This is a genomic window from Nonomuraea aridisoli, from assembly GCF_003236395.1.
Classification (GTDB): Bacteria; Actinomycetota; Actinomycetes; order Streptosporangiales; family Streptosporangiaceae; genus Nonomuraea; species Nonomuraea aridisoli.
The window spans coordinates 1-21,018 of the sequence record NZ_POUD01000161.1; the positions used below are offsets into that span (position 1 = coordinate 1).

Annotated in this window: 20 protein-coding genes; 12 read left to right on the top strand and 8 right to left on the bottom strand. The window is 71.2% G+C overall.

Annotated features, from left to right (window positions below; translation table 11 throughout):
• The 10 genes from C1J01_RS50235 to C1J01_RS30485 form a co-directional block, all read left to right on the top strand.
• On the top strand, positions 1 to 642 hold a 642-nt coding region (locus C1J01_RS50235; protein WP_220040174.1), incomplete at its 5' end, for a hypothetical protein.
• 101 nt (positions 643 to 743) lie between these two features.
• Positions 744 to 1,778, top strand: coding sequence for a glycosyltransferase (locus C1J01_RS30445; protein WP_111182417.1), 1,035 nt, complete (start codon positions 744 to 746; stop codon positions 1,776 to 1,778).
• A gap of 4 nt (positions 1,779 to 1,782) precedes the next feature.
• A complete protein-coding gene (locus C1J01_RS30450; protein ID WP_111182418.1) occupies positions 1,783 to 2,481 on the top strand; it encodes a class I SAM-dependent methyltransferase in 699 nt (232 codons plus the stop codon).
• A 63-nt stretch (positions 2,482 to 2,544) separates the two neighbouring features.
• Positions 2,545 to 3,234 carry a polysaccharide deacetylase family protein gene (locus tag C1J01_RS30455; protein ID WP_181449045.1) on the top strand — a complete coding sequence of 230 codons (690 nt, stop codon included), beginning with the start codon at positions 2,545 to 2,547 and terminating at the stop codon, positions 3,232 to 3,234.
• Positions 3,235 to 3,874: 640 nt separating this feature from the next.
• Complete coding sequence (ehuB, locus tag C1J01_RS30460; RefSeq protein WP_111182420.1) at positions 3,875 to 4,798, top strand: ectoine/hydroxyectoine ABC transporter substrate-binding protein EhuB; 924 nt, start codon at positions 3,875 to 3,877, stop codon at positions 4,796 to 4,798.
• A 7-nt stretch (positions 4,799 to 4,805) separates the two neighbouring features.
• Entirely contained in the window at positions 4,806 to 5,540 is a 735-nt protein-coding gene (gene ehuC, locus C1J01_RS30465; protein WP_220040175.1) for an ectoine/hydroxyectoine ABC transporter permease subunit EhuC, read from the top strand.
• Complete coding sequence (gene ehuD, locus C1J01_RS30470) at positions 5,537 to 6,190, top strand: ectoine/hydroxyectoine ABC transporter permease subunit EhuD (protein WP_111182421.1); 654 nt, start codon at positions 5,537 to 5,539, stop codon at positions 6,188 to 6,190. Before ehuC ends, ehuD begins: the two co-directional genes overlap by 4 nt.
• A 46-nt stretch (positions 6,191 to 6,236) precedes the next feature.
• Complete coding sequence (ehuA, locus tag C1J01_RS30475) at positions 6,237 to 6,998, top strand: ectoine/hydroxyectoine ABC transporter ATP-binding protein EhuA (RefSeq protein WP_111182434.1); 762 nt, start codon at positions 6,237 to 6,239, stop codon at positions 6,996 to 6,998.
• A gap of 189 nt (positions 6,999 to 7,187) precedes the next feature.
• Positions 7,188 to 7,898, top strand: a complete 711-nt coding sequence (locus C1J01_RS30480; protein WP_111182422.1) for a hypothetical protein — start codon at positions 7,188 to 7,190, stop codon at positions 7,896 to 7,898.
• A gap of 181 nt (positions 7,899 to 8,079) precedes the next feature.
• A complete protein-coding gene (locus C1J01_RS30485; RefSeq protein ID WP_111182423.1) occupies positions 8,080 to 9,720 on the top strand; it encodes a hypothetical protein in 1,641 nt (546 codons plus the stop codon).
• 4 nt (positions 9,721 to 9,724) lie between these two features.
• Here C1J01_RS30485 and C1J01_RS30490 read toward each other — a convergent pair whose 3' ends face one another.
• The 4 genes from C1J01_RS30490 to guaA form a co-directional block, all read right to left on the bottom strand.
• The gene (locus C1J01_RS30490; protein WP_111182424.1) at positions 9,725 to 10,195 is read right to left on the bottom strand and encodes a response regulator; all 471 of its coding nucleotides are present in this window, start codon (positions 10,193 to 10,195) and stop codon (positions 9,725 to 9,727) included.
• On the bottom strand, positions 10,192 to 11,787 hold the full coding sequence (locus C1J01_RS30495; protein ID WP_111182425.1) for a sensor histidine kinase: 1,596 nt from the start codon (positions 11,785 to 11,787) through the stop codon (positions 10,192 to 10,194). The genes C1J01_RS30490 and C1J01_RS30495 overlap by 4 nt, the downstream gene beginning before the upstream one ends.
• Positions 11,784 to 12,962: a PP2C family protein-serine/threonine phosphatase gene (locus C1J01_RS30500; protein ID WP_111182426.1), complete on the bottom strand. Its 1,179-nt coding sequence runs from the start codon at positions 12,960 to 12,962 to the stop codon at positions 11,784 to 11,786. The genes C1J01_RS30495 and C1J01_RS30500 overlap by 4 nt, the downstream gene beginning before the upstream one ends.
• Before the next feature lie 184 nt (positions 12,963 to 13,146).
• On the bottom strand, positions 13,147 to 14,694 hold the full coding sequence (gene guaA / locus C1J01_RS30505; RefSeq protein ID WP_111182427.1) for a glutamine-hydrolyzing GMP synthase: 1,548 nt from the start codon (positions 14,692 to 14,694) through the stop codon (positions 13,147 to 13,149).
• A 98-nt stretch (positions 14,695 to 14,792) separates the two neighbouring features.
• Here guaA and C1J01_RS30510 point away from each other — a divergent pair, with 98 nt between their 5' ends.
• Positions 14,793 to 15,740 carry a DUF2207 domain-containing protein gene (locus C1J01_RS30510; RefSeq protein WP_146615777.1) on the top strand — a complete coding sequence of 316 codons (948 nt, stop codon included), beginning with the start codon at positions 14,793 to 14,795 and terminating at the stop codon, positions 15,738 to 15,740.
• On the opposite strand, the gene C1J01_RS30515 is transcribed toward C1J01_RS30510, so the two are convergent.
• Together C1J01_RS30515 and C1J01_RS30520 are read right to left on the bottom strand one after the other, a co-directional pair.
• Complete coding sequence (locus tag C1J01_RS30515) at positions 15,731 to 16,561, bottom strand: SDR family NAD(P)-dependent oxidoreductase (protein WP_111182429.1); 831 nt, start codon at positions 16,559 to 16,561, stop codon at positions 15,731 to 15,733. The two genes, C1J01_RS30510 and C1J01_RS30515, sit on opposite strands and share 10 nt — an antisense overlap.
• A gap of 47 nt (positions 16,562 to 16,608) precedes the next feature.
• Positions 16,609 to 18,102 (bottom strand): DUF885 family protein, encoded by a 1,494-nt coding sequence (locus tag C1J01_RS30520; protein ID WP_111182430.1) that lies wholly within the window; start codon positions 18,100 to 18,102, stop codon positions 16,609 to 16,611.
• Positions 18,103 to 18,200: 98 nt separating this feature from the next.
• Here C1J01_RS30520 and C1J01_RS30525 point away from each other — a divergent pair, with 98 nt between their 5' ends.
• Complete coding sequence (locus C1J01_RS30525) at positions 18,201 to 18,944, top strand: N-acetyltransferase (RefSeq protein ID WP_181449046.1); 744 nt, start codon at positions 18,201 to 18,203, stop codon at positions 18,942 to 18,944.
• Positions 18,945 to 18,982: 38 nt separating this feature from the next.
• Here C1J01_RS30525 and C1J01_RS30530 read toward each other — a convergent pair whose 3' ends face one another.
• Positions 18,983 to 20,488, bottom strand: coding sequence for a sulfatase family protein (locus tag C1J01_RS30530; protein ID WP_111182432.1), 1,506 nt, complete (start codon positions 20,486 to 20,488; stop codon positions 18,983 to 18,985).
• On the bottom strand, positions 20,485 to 21,018 hold a 534-nt coding region (locus C1J01_RS30535), incomplete at its 5' end, for an MFS transporter (RefSeq protein WP_146615778.1). The genes C1J01_RS30535 and C1J01_RS30530, both read right to left, overlap by 4 nt.

A 21,018-nucleotide genomic window follows, 5' to 3' on the forward strand; every position in this document is an offset into this window, starting at 1 on the left:
GGGCTGGACCTGCCGGGTGGGGAGCTGGTGCGGGTGGTGGCGCCCTACGCGGTGCTGGCGCTGGTCGCGGGGGTGGCGCTGGTGTGGCGGCGCCTGTGCGCGGCCGGGCTGGCCGCGCTGCTCGCCGGGTACGCCGTGCCGTCCTCGGCCGTGACGGTGGCCGGGCACGTGCTGCCGCTGGAAGAGGACGAACGCGAGCGGCTCATCCCGAAGGGCGCCCTGGCGGCCGGGCGGTGGCTGCGCGACCACTCCGCGCCCGGCGACGTGGTGGCCACGGACCTGCACTGCCTGCACCCCCGCTGGGTGGCGTGCGACAGCAGGCACTACTGGGTGTCGGCGTTCACCGAGCGGCGGGTGCTGGTCGAGGGCTGGGCGTACGCCGAGAGCACCCTGTCGCGCGCGGAGCTGTTCGCGACGCCGTACCTCACGCTGCCGTACGCGGACCCGGTGCGGCTGGCGGCGAACGACGCGGTGTTCCGGACGCCGACGGCGGAGAACGTCCAGCACCTCGCCACCAAATACGGCGTGAAATGGCTATTTACCGGGATAAATCCGCAACTGGGGAAATTCGCCCGGCTTCGGTTTCGCAACGCGACCTCGTCCGTCTACGAGATCGCCCCGGACACACTCGCCCGTAGGTAAAGCCTCGGCAGGCATCAGGAAATGATGCCGGGAAATCGCCCGCGCCGCGCTGGACGCCCCCACCACGCTTTTCCTGGACCCACGAACAGCCAGGGGAATCTATGGACACGCGTGCCGCCACGAAACCGAGACCCCGCGTCCGCGCCCCCGCCGCCCGCCTGGCCGGCGTGGACATCGTCATTCCCGTCCTCAACGAGGAACGCGCGCTGCCGGGCTGCGTCAGGACGCTGACGGCGTTCCTCGACGGGTTCCCGCTGCCGTGGCGGGTCACGATCGTGGACAACGGCAGCACCGACGCCACCTGGCCCGTCGCCGCCACGCTGGCCAAGGAGCACGAGCACGTGCACGCCCGCCGCCTCGACGTGCGCGGCCGGGGCGCCGCCCTGCGGGCCGCGTGGCGCGAGAGCCCGGCCGACATCGTGGCGTACATGGACGTGGACCTGTCCACCGACCTGGGCGCGCTGCTGCCCCTGGTCGCCTCGGTGGCCAGCGGCCACTCCGAGCTGGCCATCGGCACCCGGCTGGCGCACGGCGCGCGCACCCGCCGCTCGCTGCGCCGCGAGATCGTCTCTCGCGCCTACAACATCCTGCTCAGGCACGGCTTCGGCGTGCGTTTCAGCGACGCGCAGTGCGGGTTCAAGGCGGCCAGGACGGACGTGGTCAGGCCGCTGATGGACAAGGTCGAGGACGACGCCTGGTTCTTCGACACCGAGCTGCTGCTGCTGGCCGAGCACAACAGGCTGCGCGTGCACGAGGTGCCGGTCGACTGGATCGAGGACGCCGACTCGCGCGTCCGGATCGTCAGGACGGCGCTCGACGACCTGAAGGGGCTGGCCAGGGTCGCCTGGTCGATGGCCACGGGGCGGGCCCGCATCGACGTGACGCGCCCGGAGCCGCGCCCCACGCACCCCGACGCGGTGCTCGTCCGGCCGTGCGCGCCGGCGGCGGCGCGGCTCACGTCGTTCGCCGCCGCGGGGCTGCTCTCGGGGGTGCGCGCCGCGGTGCTCTTCGCGCTGCTGACCACGGCGGCGCTGCTCTGGACCCCGCCGGACGCCCGCCGTACGGCGGAGATCGGCGCGGTGGCCGCCGCGTACTGCCTCATCACCCTGCTCCGCTCCGCTCGTGCGAGGAAATGATCCGATGGACAGCTCTGAGATCCGCCGCCTGGTCGCGCTGGAGGACACCCACTGGTGGTACCGCGAGCGCCGGGCCATCCTGCGCAGGGAGCTGCGCCGGCTGGGCCGTCCCGGGCGGGCGCTGGACATCGGCGCCGCGGGCGGCGGCAACACCCGGGTCCTGGTCGAGGAGGGCTGGGACGCCACGGCGACGGACTACAGCGAGAGCGCGGTGGAGGTGGCGAGGGAGCGCGGGCTGAGGGCCGTGCGCGCCGACGCGCGGGCGTTGCCGTTCGAGCCGGGGAGCGTGGACCTGGTGACCGCGTTCGACGTGCTGGAGCACGTCCGCGAGGACGACCTGGTCGCCGCGGAGATCGCCCGCGTGCTCGCGCCGGGCGGCCACGCGCTGATCGCCGTGCCGTGCGACATGGCGCTGTGGTCGGCCCACGACGACGCCGTCGGCCACGTGCGCCGCTACGCCCGCGAGTCGCTGACCGTCGTGGTGGAGCAGGCCGGGCTGCGGGTGGAGCGCGTGTGGAGCTGGAACGTGCTGCTGCGGCCGGTCGTGGCCCTGCGGCGGCGCCGCTCCCGGGGCAGCGACTTGCAGCGGACGTCCCTCGTGGTCAACGCCGGCCTGTCGGCGATCGTCCGCGCGGAGCGCTATCTGCCGGTGACCTCGCTCAAAGGGGTGACGTTGTTCCTCAAGGCCAGGCTCGCCCGGTGATGTGCCCATACCGAAACGTTCCAGGGGCTATGGGCGGATGATGTTGGCTCTAGGCTGCTAGCCGTGGTGATTCATGCCCTTCTGGCGGCCTCGCTGGCCCTGACCTCCCTCCCCGCGCAGGCGACCGTGACCGCGCCGAAAACCGTCGACTGCACCCGGGTGAAATGCCTGGCCCTGACCTTCGACGACGGGCCGGGAGAGTACACCCCCACCCTGCTCAAGACGCTGAAGAAGGCCGGCGCCAAGGCGACGTTCTTCCTGGTCGGCGAGCGCGTGGAGAAGCGCCCGAAGGTGGCGAAGCAGATCCTGGCGCAGGGCCACGCGATCGGCAACCACACCTACTCCCACGCCGCGCTGCCCGCGCTGCTCGACTACGAGATCCTCGACGAGCTCAAGGTCAACCAAGAGGTGATCGAGAAGGCGACGGGCGTGCGGCCGAAGATGTACCGCCCGCCGTACGGGCAGACCGACGAGCGCGTGCTGCGCGTGGCCGACCAGGTGGACCTGCCGGAGATCCTCTGGACGGGCACCACGCTCGACTGGAGCCTGCGCGACACCAAGAAGATCAAGGCCGTCGTGCTCAAGCTGGCCCAGCGTGACGGCGTCATCCTCATGCACGACGTCGTGCCGCAGACGGTGCAGGTCATGCCCGAGATCCTCAAGGAGCTCAAGAAGCAGGGCTACCACATGGTGACCGTGCCGACGCTGATGCGCGCCAAGGGCGGCCTGAAGTCCGGGACGAGCTACTTCTAGACCGATCCTGCGACGGCGGCTCGGGAACCACCCGGGCCGCCGTCGTCGTTTTCCGGGTGACGCACATCACCATGAACGCCGCAAACTACCCGGCTTCCCCGCGCGTCAGATCAACAGGATCACAGGATGACATCAATACCCTGTGATCCACATCACGTAAAATCTGCCCGTAACGGTCCTGCCGTTATCCCGCCGAGATGATTCCGCGACTTCCTCGAAACAGATCTCTAACCGAGGAAGATCAGCCGTTGTGAGCGGCGTATCGCCTGTTCAGCAGGCGATCGAGCCGAGCGCCGCCCGCGGCCGGCGCCGTTCCAAGGCCCCGAAAACGGACGAACGCGATGCCCTACCCCCACCTACCGGGGCCTCAAACATCGCCGCCGAAACTCGGTCGAAGAAGGCATCTGCCCAGGTTCGCTAGGTTCGGGGCACATGTTGGCGAACCGCATCGCCGGCCGACGATCCGCCTCCCCATGCCCCTGGAAGCGGAGCCGGAACGGCGAAGCGGTGACGCGAGGCCACGGCACCCCCGCCTGGCCTGCTCATCTCGCCCAGAGCGCCGGATGGCGGAGACACCCCCGTCTCTGTTGGACCGCTCTGATGAGCCCAATGACAATATCGGCACGAACGGGAGCAAAGCGTGACGGCCAACCGCTGGACGCGTCGGGATTTCTTCAGAAACTCAGGACTGACCGCGGCGGCCATCGTCGGCGCCCCCGCCCTCCTCGCCGGCTGCAGCCGCGTCGAGGACACCGGCGCCACCCAGAGCGGCGACCCCCTCGCCGCCCTCAGGCAGGCGGGCACGATCAAGGTCGGCATCGCCAACGAGCAGCCGTACGGCTACCGCGACAGCGGCGGCGAGCTGACCGGCGAGGCCATCGAGGTGGCCCGCGCGATCTTCAAGTCGCTCGGCGTGGACAACCTGGAGGGCCAGATCGTCGACTCCTTCGGCTCCCTGATCCCCGGTCTGCAGTCGAGGCAGTACGACTTCATCGCCGCCGGCATGTCCATCACCCCCGAGCGGTGCGCGGAGATCGCCTTCTCCAACCCCGACTACGCCACCTCCAACGCCCTCCTGGTGACCACCGGCAACCCGAAGAAGCTCACGAAGTTCGAGGACGTCGCGCAGGGCGACGCCACGGTGGGCGTGCTCGAAGGCGCCGTCGAGAAGGGCTATGCGGAGGCCGCCGGCGTCCCGGGCGACCGCATCCAGGTCTTCCCCAACCAGAACGCCGCCTTCAAGGGCATCCTCGCCGGACGGGTCGACGCGATCGCGCTGACCGCCGTCTCGCTGCGCTGGACGCTCCAGCAGCAGTACGCCGACGAACCGCTGGAGGTGACCGAGTCGTTCGTGCCGGTCGTCGACGGCGAGGAGCAGGTCGGCGCCGGCGGGTTCGGCTTCCGCAAGCAGGACACCGCCCTGCGGGACGCGTTCAACGCCGAGCTGAAGAAGCTGCACGACGCGAACGGCGTGCTGCCGCTCATCGAGAAGTTCGGGTTCACCGCGACCGAGGTCGAGAAGGCGGCCACCCTCACCGCAGAGCAGCTCTGCGCGGCCTCCTGACGCGAGCATGACGACCATCAACCCGTGCGGCGCCGAGCTGCCCGGCACTCTCGGCGAGGCGATGCCGTTCCTGTGCCGGGGCGCCGTCGTCACCCTGCAGAGCACGCTCGGCGGCTCCGTGATCGCCATCGCCATCGCCCTCGTCGTGGGGCTGATGGCGACCTCGCGCCTGCGCAGCGTGCGCGGCGTCGCCCGCGCGTACATGGAGTTCTTCCGCGGCACGTCGGTCCTGGTGCAACTGTTCTGGCTGTTCTACGCGATGCCCATCCTGACCGGCTACCAGCTGGACAAGGTCGGCGCCGGCATCCTGGCGCTCGGGCTCAACCTGGGCGCCTACGGCTCGGAGGTGGTGCGCGGCGCGGTGCAGGCCGTACCCCCCGGCCAGCGGGAGGCCGCCGTCGCGCTCAACTTCACGCCGTACCAGCGGATGCGCTACGTCATCCTGCCGCAGGCGTTCGTCGCCATGGTGCCGCCGATGAACAACCTGCTCATCGAGCTGCTCAAGACGACGTCGCTGTTGTCCGTCATCACCGTGACCGACCTGGCCTACCAGGGCCGGCTGCTGGTCAACTCGGGCAGCGACCAGCTGGTCGTCTTCGCGCTGATGCTGGTGATCTACTTCCTGTTCTCGTACCTGATCACGTTGCTGATGAGGTACGTCGAGGGGCGGGCCGCGCGGGTGGTGGGCCGTGAACGGCCCCGCCGGCGCCGTTCCGCGCCGGCGGTGGAGGGCGCCCGATGATCTGGGACTGGGACTGGACCCTGGAGATCCTGCCGGACCTGCTCACCCAGGGGCTGCTCGTCACCGTGCAGGCGACGCTGGGCGGCGCGGTGCTCGCGTTCGTCCTGGGGTTGTTCCTGGCGTTGCTGCGCCGCTCGCGCCGGGCGTACATCAGCCGCCCGGTGGGCGCGGTCACCGAGTTCATCCGCAGCACGCCGCTGCTGGTGCAGCTGTTCGTCGTCTACTACGTGCTGCCGGACTTCGGCGTCAGCATGACCGCGCTGACGACGGGCATCATCGGGCTCGGCGTGCACTACGCCTGCTACACCGCCGAGGTCTACCGGGCGGGCATCGACGGGGTGCCGAAGGGCCAGTGGGAGGCGGCGGTCGCCCTCAACCTGCCGCGCCACTGGACCTGGCTCAGCGTCGTCCTGCCGCAGGCCGTACGCCGGTCGCTGCCGGCCCTCGGCAACTACCTGGTCGCGATCTTCAAGGAGTCGCCCCAGCTGTCCGTGATCACCGTCGTCGACGTCATGGGGCTCGCCCGTGAGCTCGGCTCCGAACGGTTCCGCTACCTGGAGCCCGTCACCATCGCCGGGCTGTTCTTCCTGCTCATCGCGATCCCCGCGTCGATCCTCATCCGCCGTATGGAGCGCCGTCTTGACCACTGAAACCCAGCCGGGCCACGACTCCCGCGCCGAATCCGAGCGCCAGTGGATGATCCGCTTCGACAAGGTCGTCAAACGGTTCGGTGACGTGACCGTCCTGCGCGAGCTGGACTTCCACGTCAAGCCGGGCGAACGCGTCACCCTGATCGGCCCCAGCGGGTCGGGCAAGACCACCATCCTGCGCCTGCTGATGACCCTCGAACGCGTCACCTCCGGCACCATCGAGGTCGACGGCCGGTACCTGTCCCACACGCGGCGCGGCGACCGGCTCGTGCCCGCCGACGAGAAGCACCTGCGCCAGGTCCGCAAGAAGGTCGGCATGGTGTTCCAGCAGTTCAACCTCTTCCCGAACATGAACGTGCTGCGCAACATCACCGAGGCTCCGGTGCGCGCGCTCGGCGTCCCCCGCGACCAGGCGGAGGCCAAGGCCCGCGAGCTGCTGGAGCTGGTCGAGCTGGCCGACAAGGCGGACAAGCACCCGTCGCGGCTGTCCGGCGGGCAGCAGCAGCGGGTCGCCATCGCGCGGGCGCTCGCCATGGAGCCCGAGGTGCTGCTGCTCGACGAGGTCACCTCCGCGCTCGACCCCGAGCTCGTCTCCGGCGTGCAGAACCTGCTGCGCGACATCGCCCAGCAGGGCAACCTGACCCTGCTGTGCGTCACCCACGAGATGCGCTTCGCCCGGGACATCTCCGACCGGGTCCTCATGTTCGACCAGGGCCAGATCGTCGAGGAAGGGGACCCCGAGCAGATCTTCACCGAGCCGGAGCACCAGCGCACCCGGGAGTTCCTCCAGGCGGTGCTGGACGCCTGAGGCTCAAGAGGCCGGGGCGGCCGTACGCTATCGGTCCACGCTCACCGGCCGGGGCGATCCTCGTCAGGCCGGCCGGGCCGCTGCTTTCGGCAACCTGCGGTTAGGTAGCTTTCTGGACGTGCGTTCTTTGATCAACTCAGCTCGTTCGCCTCTTGCCCGCCCGTCGGACGCGATCAGGGAAGCGCGACGGTGATCCTGTTCGGCGTCCTCATCACAGTCATCGCGGTCACCGTCTGGCTCGTTCTGCTGCTGCTCGCGATCGATCCACGGCGCGACTGGGCATGGAGGCGGTGGCAGTACAGGTATCCGGGGGTCGAGCCGAGCGACGCGGCGTACGCCGCCACCAGGATCGCGGCGATCTTCGGCATGATCTTCCTCCTGGGCGGCGGCGTCTGGGTGTACAGCTCGTACCGCGGGCTGGAAGCGGCCGCTGAAGAGAGCAGGCAGGAGCGGGCCGAATGGGATGAGAGGTACCGGGAGGTCCAGGAGGGGTACCAGAAGCTGGAGCAGGAACGGAGACTGCGCAACTCGCAGCGCCTCACGACCTCCCCCAATGAGGACGGAGGAGAGATCCTCACCTTCTGGGCGGCTTCGAAGGGGAAGAAGCTGACCGTCGTCTACCAGCCGTCCCCCTGCCACCGGGTGACCGATTCACCGGCGGAGGAGACCGAGCGCTCGGTGACGATCCATCTGACCGAACACGGCAGCCTGGACGGCACCTGGGGTCTTACCTGCCACTCGAAGCCGTCCGAGGTGCGGGCCAGGGCAGAGGTCATCGAGCTCGGCCGGCCACTCGGTAACCGCAAGGTGTACGCGGGCGACGGCAAGGTCAAGCGGTGCGACGAGAGCCCGAGCCTGTCGAAGCTGTGCGCCGCGGTCCGCAAGGACCATGAGCGTTAGCGGGCGTCCGACGGCTCTGGGCGCACCGAGGTCAGCCGCCCGGGACGCGACCGGGGCTGGGTGACGTCATCGGGAAGCCGGCAGCATTCAGGGACTCGCGTTCGCGTCGCTCCCCGTAGGCGCGCCGGCACTGCGGGAAAATGTTCCGCGTACGTCTCCCGGCAGCCCCAGATCGGAATTCATGGCGCGTGACAGCAGGCCGAGGGCGCCCCTCGCCACCTTCCTGATCATCCAGGCGGTGCTCGGATGCTGGTGGGCGGCCTTCTACCCCGGCCTGTTCAGCCGCGACTCCGTCCTCTACCTCAGCCACACCGTGGTCGGCCCGTGGGTGAGCGACCATTCGGTGGTCTACGACGCGCTGCTGTGGCTGAGCTTCACCGGCACGGGCGACCTCGGGGCGGTCACGTTCGCGCAGACCACGGCCATGGCCGGGGCGCTGACGTATCTCGCGCGGTCGCTGGCCGCGCTGGGCGCGCCGCGCCTGCTCACCACCGTCGTGGCCGTGCTGATGCCGCTGGCGCCGCCGGTGGGCGCGTTCGCGGTGACGTTGTGGAAGGACGTGCCGTTCACGATCTGCGCGGTGGTGGCGGCGGGGGTGTGCGCGCGCATCGCGGCGCGGCGGGCCGTGACCGGGCCGGCGCTGCTCGGGCTGGCGGCGTCGCTCGCGGCGCTGGGGTTGTTCCGCGCCAACGGCTTCCTCGTGGCGGGGGTGGCCGTGCTCGTGCTGATGGTGATCGTCCGTACGGCACGTGTACGGCTGCTGGTCGCCGGCGGGCTCGCCGCGGCGCTGCCACTCGTGCTCAGCACCGTGGTGTTCCCGCACTTCGGCATCACCCCGGCCTCGAACACGTACGTCTACCACACGGCCTTCGGCGACATCGCGGTCGCCTACCGGGAGCATCCCGAGCTGTTCACCGACCGGGACCGAGCGCTCATGGAGTCGGTGGCCCCGCTCACCCGGTGGCGGGAGGGCGGCACCTGCCACACCGTCAATCCGCTGATCTGGCGGCGCGACTTCAGCTGGACGCAGGCCGACGCGCGCGCCGGCGAGCTGCTGAGCCTGTGGCGGCGGCTGCTGGTGAGCGACCCGGCGACGATCGTCTCCGCGCGCGTGTGCCGCGGGTCGATCGCGTGGCGGCCCCTGCAGGACGAGGCGGCGGTCGGCGGCGGGACGTACCGGTTCTCGCTGCGGCCGAACGCCGACACCTACGTGGGGCCGGGCAAGGTGGCGGACTTCCCGGGCCGGTCGGTGTACTCGCTGCGCCCGCTGTCCATGCGGCTCAACGACCTCGCCGACCGGTGGCTGACCGCCGCCCTCGCCCCCCGCTACGACTGGGCGCTGTGGCGGGGGGCGTCGTGGGCGTACCTGAGCTACCTGAGCGTGGCGCTGGCGGCATGGGCGCTGCGCAACCAGTACGCGCTCGCGGTGGCGGCGGTGGTGGCCGGGCAGCAGCTCGCGGTGCTGGCCAACATCTCGGCGCAGGACTTCCGGTACATGGCCGCGCCGATCCTCGTCGGGATGCTGCTGGTGCCGCTGCTGCTCGGCAGCCTGGCGCGGCTGCTCGCCGAGCTCGTACGGACCCTCTGGCGGCGGCTGCGCGGCGCCCCGGCGCGGCCGGAGCCGGTCGCGCCGCTGCCCGGCGAACCCGAGCCGGTCGTACCGCTGGCCACTGAGCCCGAGGACGATCCCACCGAGCCGCTGCCCGAGCCGGTCGACGAGACCGACGAGCCCACGGAGCCGCTGGAGGAGGACACCGCACCGATGCCGGTGCCCCCCGAGGCCGTCTCCGGCCCGCCGCCCGGCACGGAGCGGAACGACTGACCCGTCAGGTGGTGGCGTCGTCGCCGCCCGCCGCGTGGACCCGGCCCGGCAGGCGCACCACCGTGACGAAGAACTCGTCGATCTGCCGGATGACCGCCATGAACCGGTCGAGATCGACGGGCTTGGTCACGTACGCGTTGGCGAACAGCTTGTAGCTGCGCAGGATGTCCTCCTCCGCCGAGGAGGTCGTCAGGACGACGACGGGGATCGCGCGCAGGTCGGGATCGCCCTTGATCTTCTCCAGCACCTGGCGGCCGTCGTACTTCGGCAGGTTGAGGTCGAGCAGGATGAGGTCGGGGCGGGGCGCGCCCGCGTAGACACCGCGCTGGTAGACGAAGTCGAGCGCCTCCAGCCCGTCTCTCACGACGTGGAGGTTGTTGCGGATCTTGTTGTCCTCGAACGCCTCGCGGGTGATGAGCTCATCACCGGGGTCGTCCTCGACCAGCAGGACTTCGATGGGTTGCCCGGTAGTCATGAGCTGTTTCCTTCGTGATCGGTGCCCGCGACGGCGAGCTGCGGCCGCGGCTGGTGGTCGGCCGGCAGGGTGAAGCAGAGGCGCGCCCCGCCGTCGTAGGCGGTGTCGAGCCAGATCCGGCCGCCGTGATTTTCCACGATCTTCTTGCACATCGCCAGGCCGATGCCGGTGCCGCTGTAGGCCTCGCGGCTGTGCAGGCGCTGGAAGATGACGAAGACCTTGTCGGCGAACTCCGCCTCGATGCCGATGCCGTTGTCCTCGACCGAGAACAACCAGCCCTCCTCGGCGGGCTCGCAGCCGATGCGGATCACCGGCGCGCGTCCGGGGTCGCGGAACTTGATCGCGTTGCTGATGAGGTTCTGCCAGAGCAGGCCCAGCATGGTGGGGTCGCCGACGACGCTGGGCAGCTCGGCGGGGCGCTCGATGTGGGCGCCCGACTCCTCGACGGCGGCCGACAGGTCGTCGGTCACCTTGTCGAGCGTCTCGCCCAGATCGACGGGGCGGCGGTCGTCGTAGACGCGGCCCACGCGGGAGAAACTCAGCAGGTCGTTGATCAGCACCTGCATGCGGGTGGCGCCGTCGACCGCGAAGCGGATGTACTGGATGCCGCGTTCGTCGAGCACCTCGCCGTAACGCTTCTCCAGGAGCTGGCAGAAGGTGGCGACCTTGCGCAGCGGCTCCTGGAGGTCGTGGGAGGCCACGTACGCGAACTGCTCCAGCTCGGCGTTCGAACGGCGCAGCTCCGCCGCCTGGGCGTCGAGGTCGGCGGCCTGCTCGCGCAGCAGCACCTGCTGGCGGTGCGACTCGCCCAAAGCCTCGACGATCCTGAGCCGCATCAGGTCGACGTCCTTGGCGACCTCGCGGATGTCGGCCGGGCCGCGGGCGGGGATCGCGTGGTCGAAGTCGCCGGCGGTGATGCGGCGGGAGGCCATGCGCAACTCGTCGAGCGGCCGCCCGACGGCACGGCGCAGCAGCACGGCCATCGCCAGCGCCGCCACCGAGAAGACCACGAGCATGGCGGCGAAGGCCATGTTGCGGGTGCGCTCGGCCTGGCCGAGTTGCCGCAGGACCTGCGCGCGCAGGTCGGCCAGCCGGTCGTTCTGCTGGTCCAGCAGCGCCCGGATCTCGTCGAACGCCTGCTTGCTCTCCTCCACCGCGCCGGACGGCACGGAGCCGTCCGCACGCTCCCGCGTCAGGGACTCGGCGTAGTCACCGCGCCATGCCTCGGCACGCGCGGCGATGGCGTCCAGGCCGGCGAGCAGCTCGGGACGGTCGGAGACGAGGGCGGCCACCCGCTGGCGGCTGCGCCGCTCGGCCGCCACGCCGTCGGCGTACGGCTCCAGGAACGTCCGGTCGCCGGTCAGCAGGAAACCGCGCACCCCGGTCTCCTGGTCGATCAGGGCCTTCTGCAGCTCGGCCGCCTCGATGCTGGCCGGGGAGACCCGCGTGGTGAGCTGGTCGGACAGCCGGTTCGTACGGTCGAGCGTGATGATGCCGATCCCCGCGCAGACCACGATGAGGATCGTGATGGCGACGAGCACGACCACGAACCACCCCTGCACCGTCAGCCGGCGCCACCCGCGCTCGCTCATGACCGCGCCGTCCAGCGGAGATGGACCACCGCCAGGTCGTCGGCGGCCGCCTCGGGCGCGGTGACGGACTCGATGTCGGCGAGCAGCGCGTCGAGGAAGCCCTCGCCGTCGAGGTGGGCGTGGCGGCGCGCGAGGTCGAGCAGGCCCTCCTCGCCCAGCCAGCGCGGCGGCTCGCCGGGCAGCCGGCGCTCGAACAGGCCGTCGGTGTACAGCGTGATCCCGGCGTCCTCCGGCAGCTCCAGCACGTCCTGGTGCCAGTCGGCCTCGACCGGCAGGCCCAGCGCGAGGCTCTGGCCGGGGTCGGCGAGGGTGACCTGGCCTCCGTCGTGCAGCAGCATGCCGGGGTGACCCGCCCGCCACAGCCGGAGCGTGCGCTGGTCGGGCTCCAGCATGAGCGTGGTCATCGTCACGAAGACCTCCCCTCCGGACCGCTCGGCTTCGAGGATACGTTCGAGCTGGCGCAACAGGGCCGCGCCGGTCACCCCGCTGAGCACCAGCGCCCGCCAGGCGATGCGCAGGCAGACGCCCAGCGCGGCCTCGTCGGGGCCGTGGCCGCACACGTCGCCGATCACCGCGTGCACGACCTTGTCGTCGGACTCGACCACGTCGAAGAAGTCGCCGCCGAGCGTGGCCGAGCCCCTGCTCGCGCGGTAGCGGGTGGCCACCTCGATCGGCCTGCTCTGCAGCAGCGGCGTCGGCAGCAGGCCGCGCTCCAGGCGGGCGTTCTCCTTCGCGCGCATGCGCTCGGCCTGCAGCGCGACGGCCGCCTGCTCGGCCTGCTTGCGTTGCATGGCGTAACGCAGCGACCGGCCCAGCCACTCGGGCTCCACCCGGCCCTTGACCAGGTAGTCCTGCGCGCCCGCGCTCACCGCCGCGAGGCCCGCCTGCTCCTCGGCCAGGCCGGTGAGCACCACCACGGCCGCGTCGCCGGCCTCCGCCAGCACGGCGGACAGCGCGGAGAACTCGTACGCGTCGGGCAGCCCGAGATCGAGCAGCACGCACTGCGGACGCAGCCGCCGCAGCGCCTGCCTGGCCGCGTCGACCGAACGCACCCACTCCAGGCGCACCGCGAGGCCACTGTCGGCCAGCAACTCCTCGACGATCAACGCGTCCTGCGGGTCGTCCTCCACGAGCAGCACCAGCGGCTGCCCGCCCTCGTCACTCGCCTGAGGCATGCAGGCCCTGCCACCCTTCTAGACCGCGAACGCCGAGCACCCAAGTCATCGACACCTTGAATGTCCCATTGCCAACTACGGTCTGAGTTGGCCCAGGGCCAGCCTCCTCTTCCCACGCTCGTTACCTGTATGCACCGGGGTGACCCACAATCCTAGCCGGGCGCGAGGGCCGGGAAGGCGGGCGTCACTCCCACTCGATGGTGCCCGGCGGCTTGCTCGTCACGTCGAGGACGACGCGGTTGACCTCGCGGACCTCGTTGGTGATGCGGGTCGAGATGTGCGCCAGCACGTCGTAGGGCACCCGCGACCAGTCGGCCGTCATCGCGTCTTCGGAGGTCACCGGGCGCAGCACCACCGGGTGACCGTAGGTGCGGCCGTCTCCCTGCACCCCGACCGAGCGGACGTCGGCGAGCAGGACCACCGGGCACTGCCAGATCTGCCGGTCGAGGCCGGCGCGGGAGAGCTCCTCGCGGGCGATCGCGTCGGCCTCGCGCAGGATGGCCAGGCGCTCGCTGGTGACCTCGCCGACGATGCGGATGCCGAGGCCCGGGCCGGGGAACGGCTGGCGCCATACCATCGCGGGCGGCAGGCCCAGCTCTTCGCCGGCGCGGCGCACCTCGTCCTTGAACAGCGCGCGCAGCGGCTCGACAAGGGTGAACTCGATGTCCTCCGGCAGGCCGCCGACGTTGTGGTGGGACTTGATGTTGGCCGTGCCCGTGCCGCCGCCCGACTCGACCACGTCGGGGTAGAGCGTGCCCTGGACGAGGAACTGCACCGGCCCGTCGGCCATGATGGCGCGCTGCTCGTCCTCGAAGACGCGGATGAACTCGCGCCCGATGATCTTGCGCTTCTCCTCCGGGTCGGAGACGCCCGCGAGGGCCTTCAGGAAGCGCTCCTCGGCGTCGACCACGCGCAGCTTGACGCCCGTGGCGGCCACGAAGTCGCGCTCGACCTGCTCGGCCTCGCCCTTGCGCAGCAGGCCGTGGTCGACGAAGACGCAGGTCAGCCGGTCGCCGATGGCGCGCTGGACGATCGCGGCGGCCACCGCGGAGTCGACCCCGCCCGACAGGGCGCAGATCGCGCGGCCGTCGCCCACCTGGCGGCGCACGGCCTCGATGGAGTCTTCGACGATGTTGAGCATCGTCCACGTCGGGCGGCAGCCGGCCACCTCGAGGAAGCGCTTGAGCACCGCCTGGCCGTGCTCGGTGTGGAGCACCTCGGGGTGGAACTGCACGCCGTAGAGACCGCGCCCGGTGTGCTCGAACGCGGCGACCGGCGTCTGCCGGGTCGAGGCCGTCACCAGGAAGCCCTCGGGGGCCGCGGCCACGCTGTCGCCGTGGGACATCCAGACCGTCTGGCTCTGCGGCAGGCCGGTGAAGATGACGCCCTGGTCGAGCACCTCCAGCGGGGTGCCGCCGTACTCGGCGACGCCCGTGCGGGCCACCTCGCCGCCCAGCGCCTGCGCCATGGCCTGGAAGCCGTAGCAGATGCCGAACGTGGGCACGCCCGTCTCGAACAGCCCCTGCGGCACCGCCGGGGCGCCGTCGGCGTAGACGGAGGACGGGCCGCCGGACAGGATGATCGCCTTGGGGTTCTTCGCCATCATCTCCTCGACCGTCATGGACGACGGGACGATTTCGGAGTAGACGTGGCACTCGCGCACCCGCCTGGCGATAAGTTGCGCGTACTGAGCGCCGAAGTCGACGACCAGCACTGTGTCGAATTCAGACACCGTGAACCCTCCCCAAAGGCGAAATGCGGTGCCCTCAGTCTATCGGCACCGGGTCTCACACCTGGCCCGCCGGGGGCCTGACGTGCTACCACAGAAAGATGGATCTTGTCTGGCCGGTGACCGCGTGGGCGCTCTGGTTCGCCGCGCTGGCCGCCGCCTTCAAGGTGTCCGGTCGCGACAGAGCTCCCCGCCAGGCGCCCGCGCACACCGTGCCGGCGCCCGTGGCGGAGCACTTACGCGGCATGCGCCCTCAGGACGTGTTCCACTCGACGCTGTTCGACCTGGTCGCGCGCGGCTGGATGACGATCGAGGGCGACCGCCTCTCCCTGGCGCCACCGCCGGAGCAGCCGCTGCTGCCGTACGAGCGGTGGGTGCTGGAGCGCGTGCGGGCCCGGATGGCGGGGGCGCCGCGGGCGCCCGTGATCGCGCTCATGCCCGAGGCGGCCGATCTCGACAGGCGGTTCGTGCCGCTCGTCCGGGAGTGCGCCATCGACCTGGGGCTGGCGCGGCGGCGCTGGCAGACCATGATCGTGCCCCTGCTGCTCGCGGCCGCGCTCGTCGTCCCCTGGTTCGCCACCGTGAGCATGTCCGGCATCTCGTGGCTGGGGACGATCGCGACCATGGTGTCGTGGCTGGCCGGGATCGGCCTGCTCGTGAGCGGCCGGGGATTCCTGCTGACCGCGCGCGGCCGGGAGGTCGCCGGGCCGGGCCCGGTGCCGGTGAACCCGCAGCAGGAGTGGATCTTCACGGGCAGCGGCTGGCAGGGCGTCGAGATCGAGCCCGCCCCGGCCTCGCGGGCGCGCGAGCGGCTGGAGGCCGCCGGGCACGTCGTCAAGCGCTGGGTGAAGGTCGAGTCGGTCGGCGACAACGGCTCACGCACCCGCTACTACATCGCCCTGCACGACGGCGTCTCGGCGAAGGCCACCTCGTACGAGGTGGGCGCGGGCGTCTACCGCGACGTGCTGCCGGGCGACTCCGTGCGGCTGCTGGTCAAGCCGCGCAAGGGGGCGGTGGTGCGAGTGCTGGCGCACGACCGTCACTGGTAATCGGGCAGGTCACCGCCGAGCAGGCCCTCGGCCTGCCGGCGCAGGCGGTCGGCGTGGGAGGGGTCGGTCAGCACCAGGAACCGTTCGTCGTGGATGGCCTTCACCACCAGGTCGGCGATCTCCGACGGCTCCACGCCCTGCTCGGCCGCCCTGCTGACCGCCTCGCGCGAGTCCAGCTCGTCCTGCGTGGGCCGGGTGAACGGGCCGGCCGGGCGCACCCGCTCGGACTCGCCGATGCGCGTCTTGACCGCGCCGGGGCAGAGCGCGGTCACGCGCAGCTTCGACCCCGTCGCGGCCAGGTCGCGCGCGAGCGCCAGCGACGCGGCCAGCGCGGCGTACTTGGTCACCGCGTAGCCGCCCGTGCCCGGCGCCGCGAACAGCCCGGCCGCGGAGACGGTGTTGACGATGTGGCCCTCGGCGTCCTGCTCGATCATCCGCGGCACGAACTCGTGGACGGCGTGCAGCACGCCCCACACGTTGACGCCGAGCAGCCAGGAGAAGTCCTCCTCGTCACGCGTCCACATGTGGCCGCCCTGGAAGACGCCGGCGTTGTTGCACAACACGTGGACGGCCCGCAGCTCGCCGAAGCACCGGTTGGCCAGGTGACGGACGGCCGCGGCGTCGGAGACGTCGGTGATCTGCGTGAGCACCCCGGCCTCGCCCGCCTCGCCGGCCATGGCCGCCGTGCGCGCGAGCCCGTCGTGGTCGACGTCGGCGAGCATCAGCGTCATGTCCTCGGCCGCGAACCGCAGGGCGAGGGCCCGTCCGATGCCGCTGGCCGCGCCCGTCACCACCGCGACCTTGCCGGAGAGCTCGCGCACGGATCACCTCCTTGGAATGAAGGACGTTCCCCGATCGGGCCGGGACGCTACAGGATCGCCCCGATCAGGCCCAGCGGGGGCGCGCCGAGGTCGAGCAGCGCCTTGTGGAAGCGCTGCACGGTGAATGCGGCGCCCCACTCCTCGCGGGCCTGCTCGCGCAGGTCCTGGATGAGCAGCTTGCCCCAGGTGTAGCGGCCGTACGTCGGGTCGAACGACGCCCGCCGGGCCTCCGACAGCGCCGCCGGGCCCGCCAGATGGGTGTCGGACTCGAAGCGCCGGGCGCCGTCCTCGACAGTCATCTGGCCGGTGTGCACGCCGATCGCGCAGGCCAGCCGGGTGACCCGGATGAGGGCCTCCACCCAGACGCCGATCTCGAAGCGCGGGTCGCCGGCCTCGAAGCCCTCCTCGACGCAGAGCTCCTCGGCGTAGTGGGCCCAGCCCTCGATGAACGACACCGACTGCAGCAGCCGGCGGACGTCGGAGGGGGCCCGGCGCAGCGCCCTGGCGTGCGAGAAGTGGCCCGGGGCGACCTCGTGCACGTTGATCGCCGGCAGCGTCGCCCGGCTGAAGACCTCCAGCCACTCCTCCTGCTCGTGCGCCGGCCAGGACGGGTCGGGCGGCGTGACGTGGTACCACGACGGGCCCTCGGGCTCGCCGGGCGCGTTCCACGCCATCATGGCCATCGCCCAGCGGCGCGACTCGGGCGCGGGGCCGACCAGGCACTCACCGTCGTGGTACGGCACCAGGTCCTTCTCGCGGGTGAACGCGATGGCCTTCTCCGTGCCGACGCGGGCCGCCTCGATCACGCCGTCGGCGTCGGGATGGTCCTTGACCAGCTCGCGTACGACGTCGAGCGGCGGGCGGTCCTTCTCCCCCAGCTTGGCGCAGGACTCGGCGAGCAGCCCCATGAGCCGGTCGCGCTCGGCGTCGGCGCGCTCGGCCAGCCTGCCGAGGTCGACGGGCAGCCCCTCGGCGGTGCCCATCAGCGTGGCCAGCGCCTGTCCGCCGAGCGCGGCGTCGGGGTCGCCCTCGGTGATGGCGCGCTCGATGTGCGCGACCAGCCGGGCGTGCGCCTTCAGCGCGGTCTCGTCGGTGACGCCGGCCGCGAGGCCCTTGACCGCGCCGATCAGGGACTTCGCGACCGGGGCGGGCACCTGGTCGAGCGCGGCGACGGCGTGGTCGACGGCCTCGGGCCAGCGCGCGAGGTGGGCGGCCTTGGCCGCGGCGCGCTCCTCGGCGGGGGCGTAGTCGCGGTCGTAGCAGGCCAGGTCGAGGTTGGACAGGTGGATGAGGGGGTTCTTGCGGTGCAGTTCGAGCTCGCCGTACTGGTACCGCAGGCTCTCCTCGAACACCTGGAGGTGCCCGGCGTCGTGCGGGTCGGCGGGGAGGTCGCCCTCGCCGAGCCGGGCCAGCCCGTCGCGTACGCCGTCGGGCGACAGGTCCTGGATCTGGCCGTCGTACTCGTGCCGGCCCGCGCCTTCGCGCGCCTCGGCCACGCCCAGGTCGAGGATGGCTCGCAGCCTGGCGTCAAGTTCTGTCATGCCGCCGACGCTAGCGCACCGGCATGCCGTCCTTTAAGTCGCGAAATGTGCTGATAAATGCGGCGCTTTCTGGGCGGGGAGCGGGCAGGATGATCCACATGGCCCTCCAGATCACGACGCTCGCCGAGCGTCCCGGGTTCGCGCCCGCGTTGTGGGACATGGACCACACGTGGCACGAGTTCGTGCTGAACGATCCTGTGGCCGACCTGTTCTACGCGGTCGCCACCACGACGTACGCCGATTACGTGCTGGTCGCCGACGACGACGCCGAGCCCGGACGGATGGTCGCGCGGGCCTGCATGATGCCGTACCTGGCGAAGGGGGACGAGCTGCCCGACGACGGGTGGGACGCGGTGATCCGCTCCGGCTGGCTGGCCCGCGAGCGCGGCGAGAAGCCCGACGCGATCTCCGCGCTGGAGATCACCGTCCGCCGCGACCTGCTCGGCACCGGGCTGTCCGGGCGGATGCTGGCCGCCATGCGCGAGCACGCCGCCCGGCTCGGCCACCGCGAGCTGGTCGCCCCCGTACGTCCCAACAACAAGCACCTCGAACCGCACACCCCCATGACGGAGTACGCCTGGCGCACCCGCGAGGACGGCCTGCCGCACGACCCGTGGCTGCGCGTGCACGCGCGCGCGGGCGGCCGGATCGTCAAGGTGGCGCCACGCTCGATGACGGTGTCGGGCACGCTGGACGAGTGGCGCGCGTGGACGGGCCTGCCGTTCGACCGCACGGGCGCGATCGAGGTGCCGGGCGCGCTCACCCCGGTGCACTGCGACGTGCCCCACGACCACGCCGTCTACGTGGAACCGAACGTCTGGGTCAGCCACGACCTGACCTGACAGCCCCCGGCGGCTCGCCCGCGTTCGCCACGGGCCGATCAGGCGATCGCGATGCGGGGCATCCACATCGGTTCCTTGGCCAGTTCGGCCCACAGGCAGCGGAGCAGCAGGCGGCTCCTGAGGTCGGCGTGCTCGGGGGCGTCCCAGAGGTTGCGGAGCTCGCCCGGGTCTTCCTGGAGGTCGAAGAGCTCGCCGTACTCCTGGCCCTGGTAGACGGTGAGCTTGTACCGGTCGTCCACGTACGTCCTGAGGTTGAGCGTGGTCGGCTGGTGGTGGAACTCCACGAGCGTGTGGTCCCGCGCGGCCGGGCGGGTGCCCTCCCACACGGCGTGCTGGTCGATCCCGGTCATGTACCCGGGGACGGGCTCGCCGAGGAAGCCGAGGAACGTGGGCGTGAGGTCGGCGGTGGACTGGATCGCGTCGCTGACCCGCCCGGCGGGCACCCGGCCCGGATACCGGACGACGAGCGGCACCCTGATCAGGTCCTCGTAGTGGAACGGCCCCTTGGCCTGCAGCCCGTGCTGGCCGAAGAAGTGCCCGTGGTCGGTGGTGAACACCACGATCGTGTCGTCGGCCAGGCCGAGGGCCTCCAGGCGGTCGAGGATGCGCCCGACGTACTTGTCGAGCAGGCTGACCATGCCGTAATAGGTGGCCACGAGTTTCCTGCGGTCGGCATCGCTCCGGCGGTGCGAGTGGAAGCCGTGGGTGAGCTGCCCGGACTCGGGCGGGCCGAAGTCGGGATCTTCCAGCTGGGTCATCCGGAAATGCGGCGGGTTGCGGTCGTGTTCGCCCGGCACCGCTTCGGGGATGGTCAGCCGGTCGGGGTCGTACATGGTGTCCCACGGCTCCGGCGCGAGATACGGCGGGTGCGGGTCGAAGAAGCTCGCCCACAGGAAGAACGGCTCCCCCGCCGCCGCGTACTCGTCGAGCAGCCGGTTGCTCCGCTCGGCGATCCAGGCGTCGTAGTGGAACTCCTCCGGGATCGGCCAGGTGAACTCGGCGGCCGGGTCCATGGTCCCGGTCGGCGGCAGGAAGTGCTCCCGCCAGCCGGTGAAGCCGCGTTCCTCCATCCACAGCGCGTAGTGCTGGCCGACGTGGGCCTCGTTGGTGTGGTTGCGCGCCAGCTCGACGTGCTGGAAGCCGTAGAAGGGTCCGTGGAAGCGCTTCCAGAACGCGAGGTCCTGCAGCAGCGGGTACGCCTCCAGCGACGGGTAGCGCTCGGTGCTGGCCAGCGGCTGGAAGTGCGCCTTGCCCACCAGGGCGGTGCGGTAGCCGAGGCCCTGGAGCCGGTCGCCGACGGTGGGCGCCGACTCGGGCAGGCTGGTGCCGAGACTCCACGCGCCGTGCTGGCTGGGGAACTGCCCGGTGATCATCGACGCGCGCGTCGGGGTGCAGGTGGGGTTCGGGCAGTACGCCCGGGTGAACCGGGTGCCCTCGGCCGCCAGCCGGTCCAGGTTCGGCGTGCTGATCTCCGGGTTGACCACGCCGAGGGTGGTCCAGTGTTGCTGGTCGCTGGTGATCAGCAGGATGTTGGGCCTGCTCACGTCTGGCTCCTTTGCTGGGGCGACTGCTGGGGCGGCACACCGGAGCGCTCCGCCTCGATCTCCTCGAGCGGTCTGCCGGCGGTGTCCGGCATGAAGAAGAACCCGACCACGCCGGAGATCGCCACGAACACGGTCAGCGCCGTCGCGACGCCGGTGATCCCGCCGCTCGCGATCACCGGGACGACGAAGCTCCACAACCCGAGCAGGACGCGCGAGACGCCGAACGTGAGGCCCTGCGCGGTGCCGCGCAACATCGTCGGGAACAGCTCCTGGCTGAAGGTCTTGTAGCTGAGCTCCCCGGCCAGCTTGGAGCTGATGGCCCACAGGACGATGCTGAGCTGCGCCGCGACCAGGCCGTACGGGGTGACGAGGAACATCCCGTACGAGACGACTCCCAGCACCGCGCCGATGCCCATCATCCACTTGCGCGCGGAGGTGCCGCGGTCGATGAACCGCATGACCACCAGCAGCGTCGGCACGCCGAAGAGCAGCCCGATCAGCGTGGTGAGGATGCTCACGTCCCGCCCGCC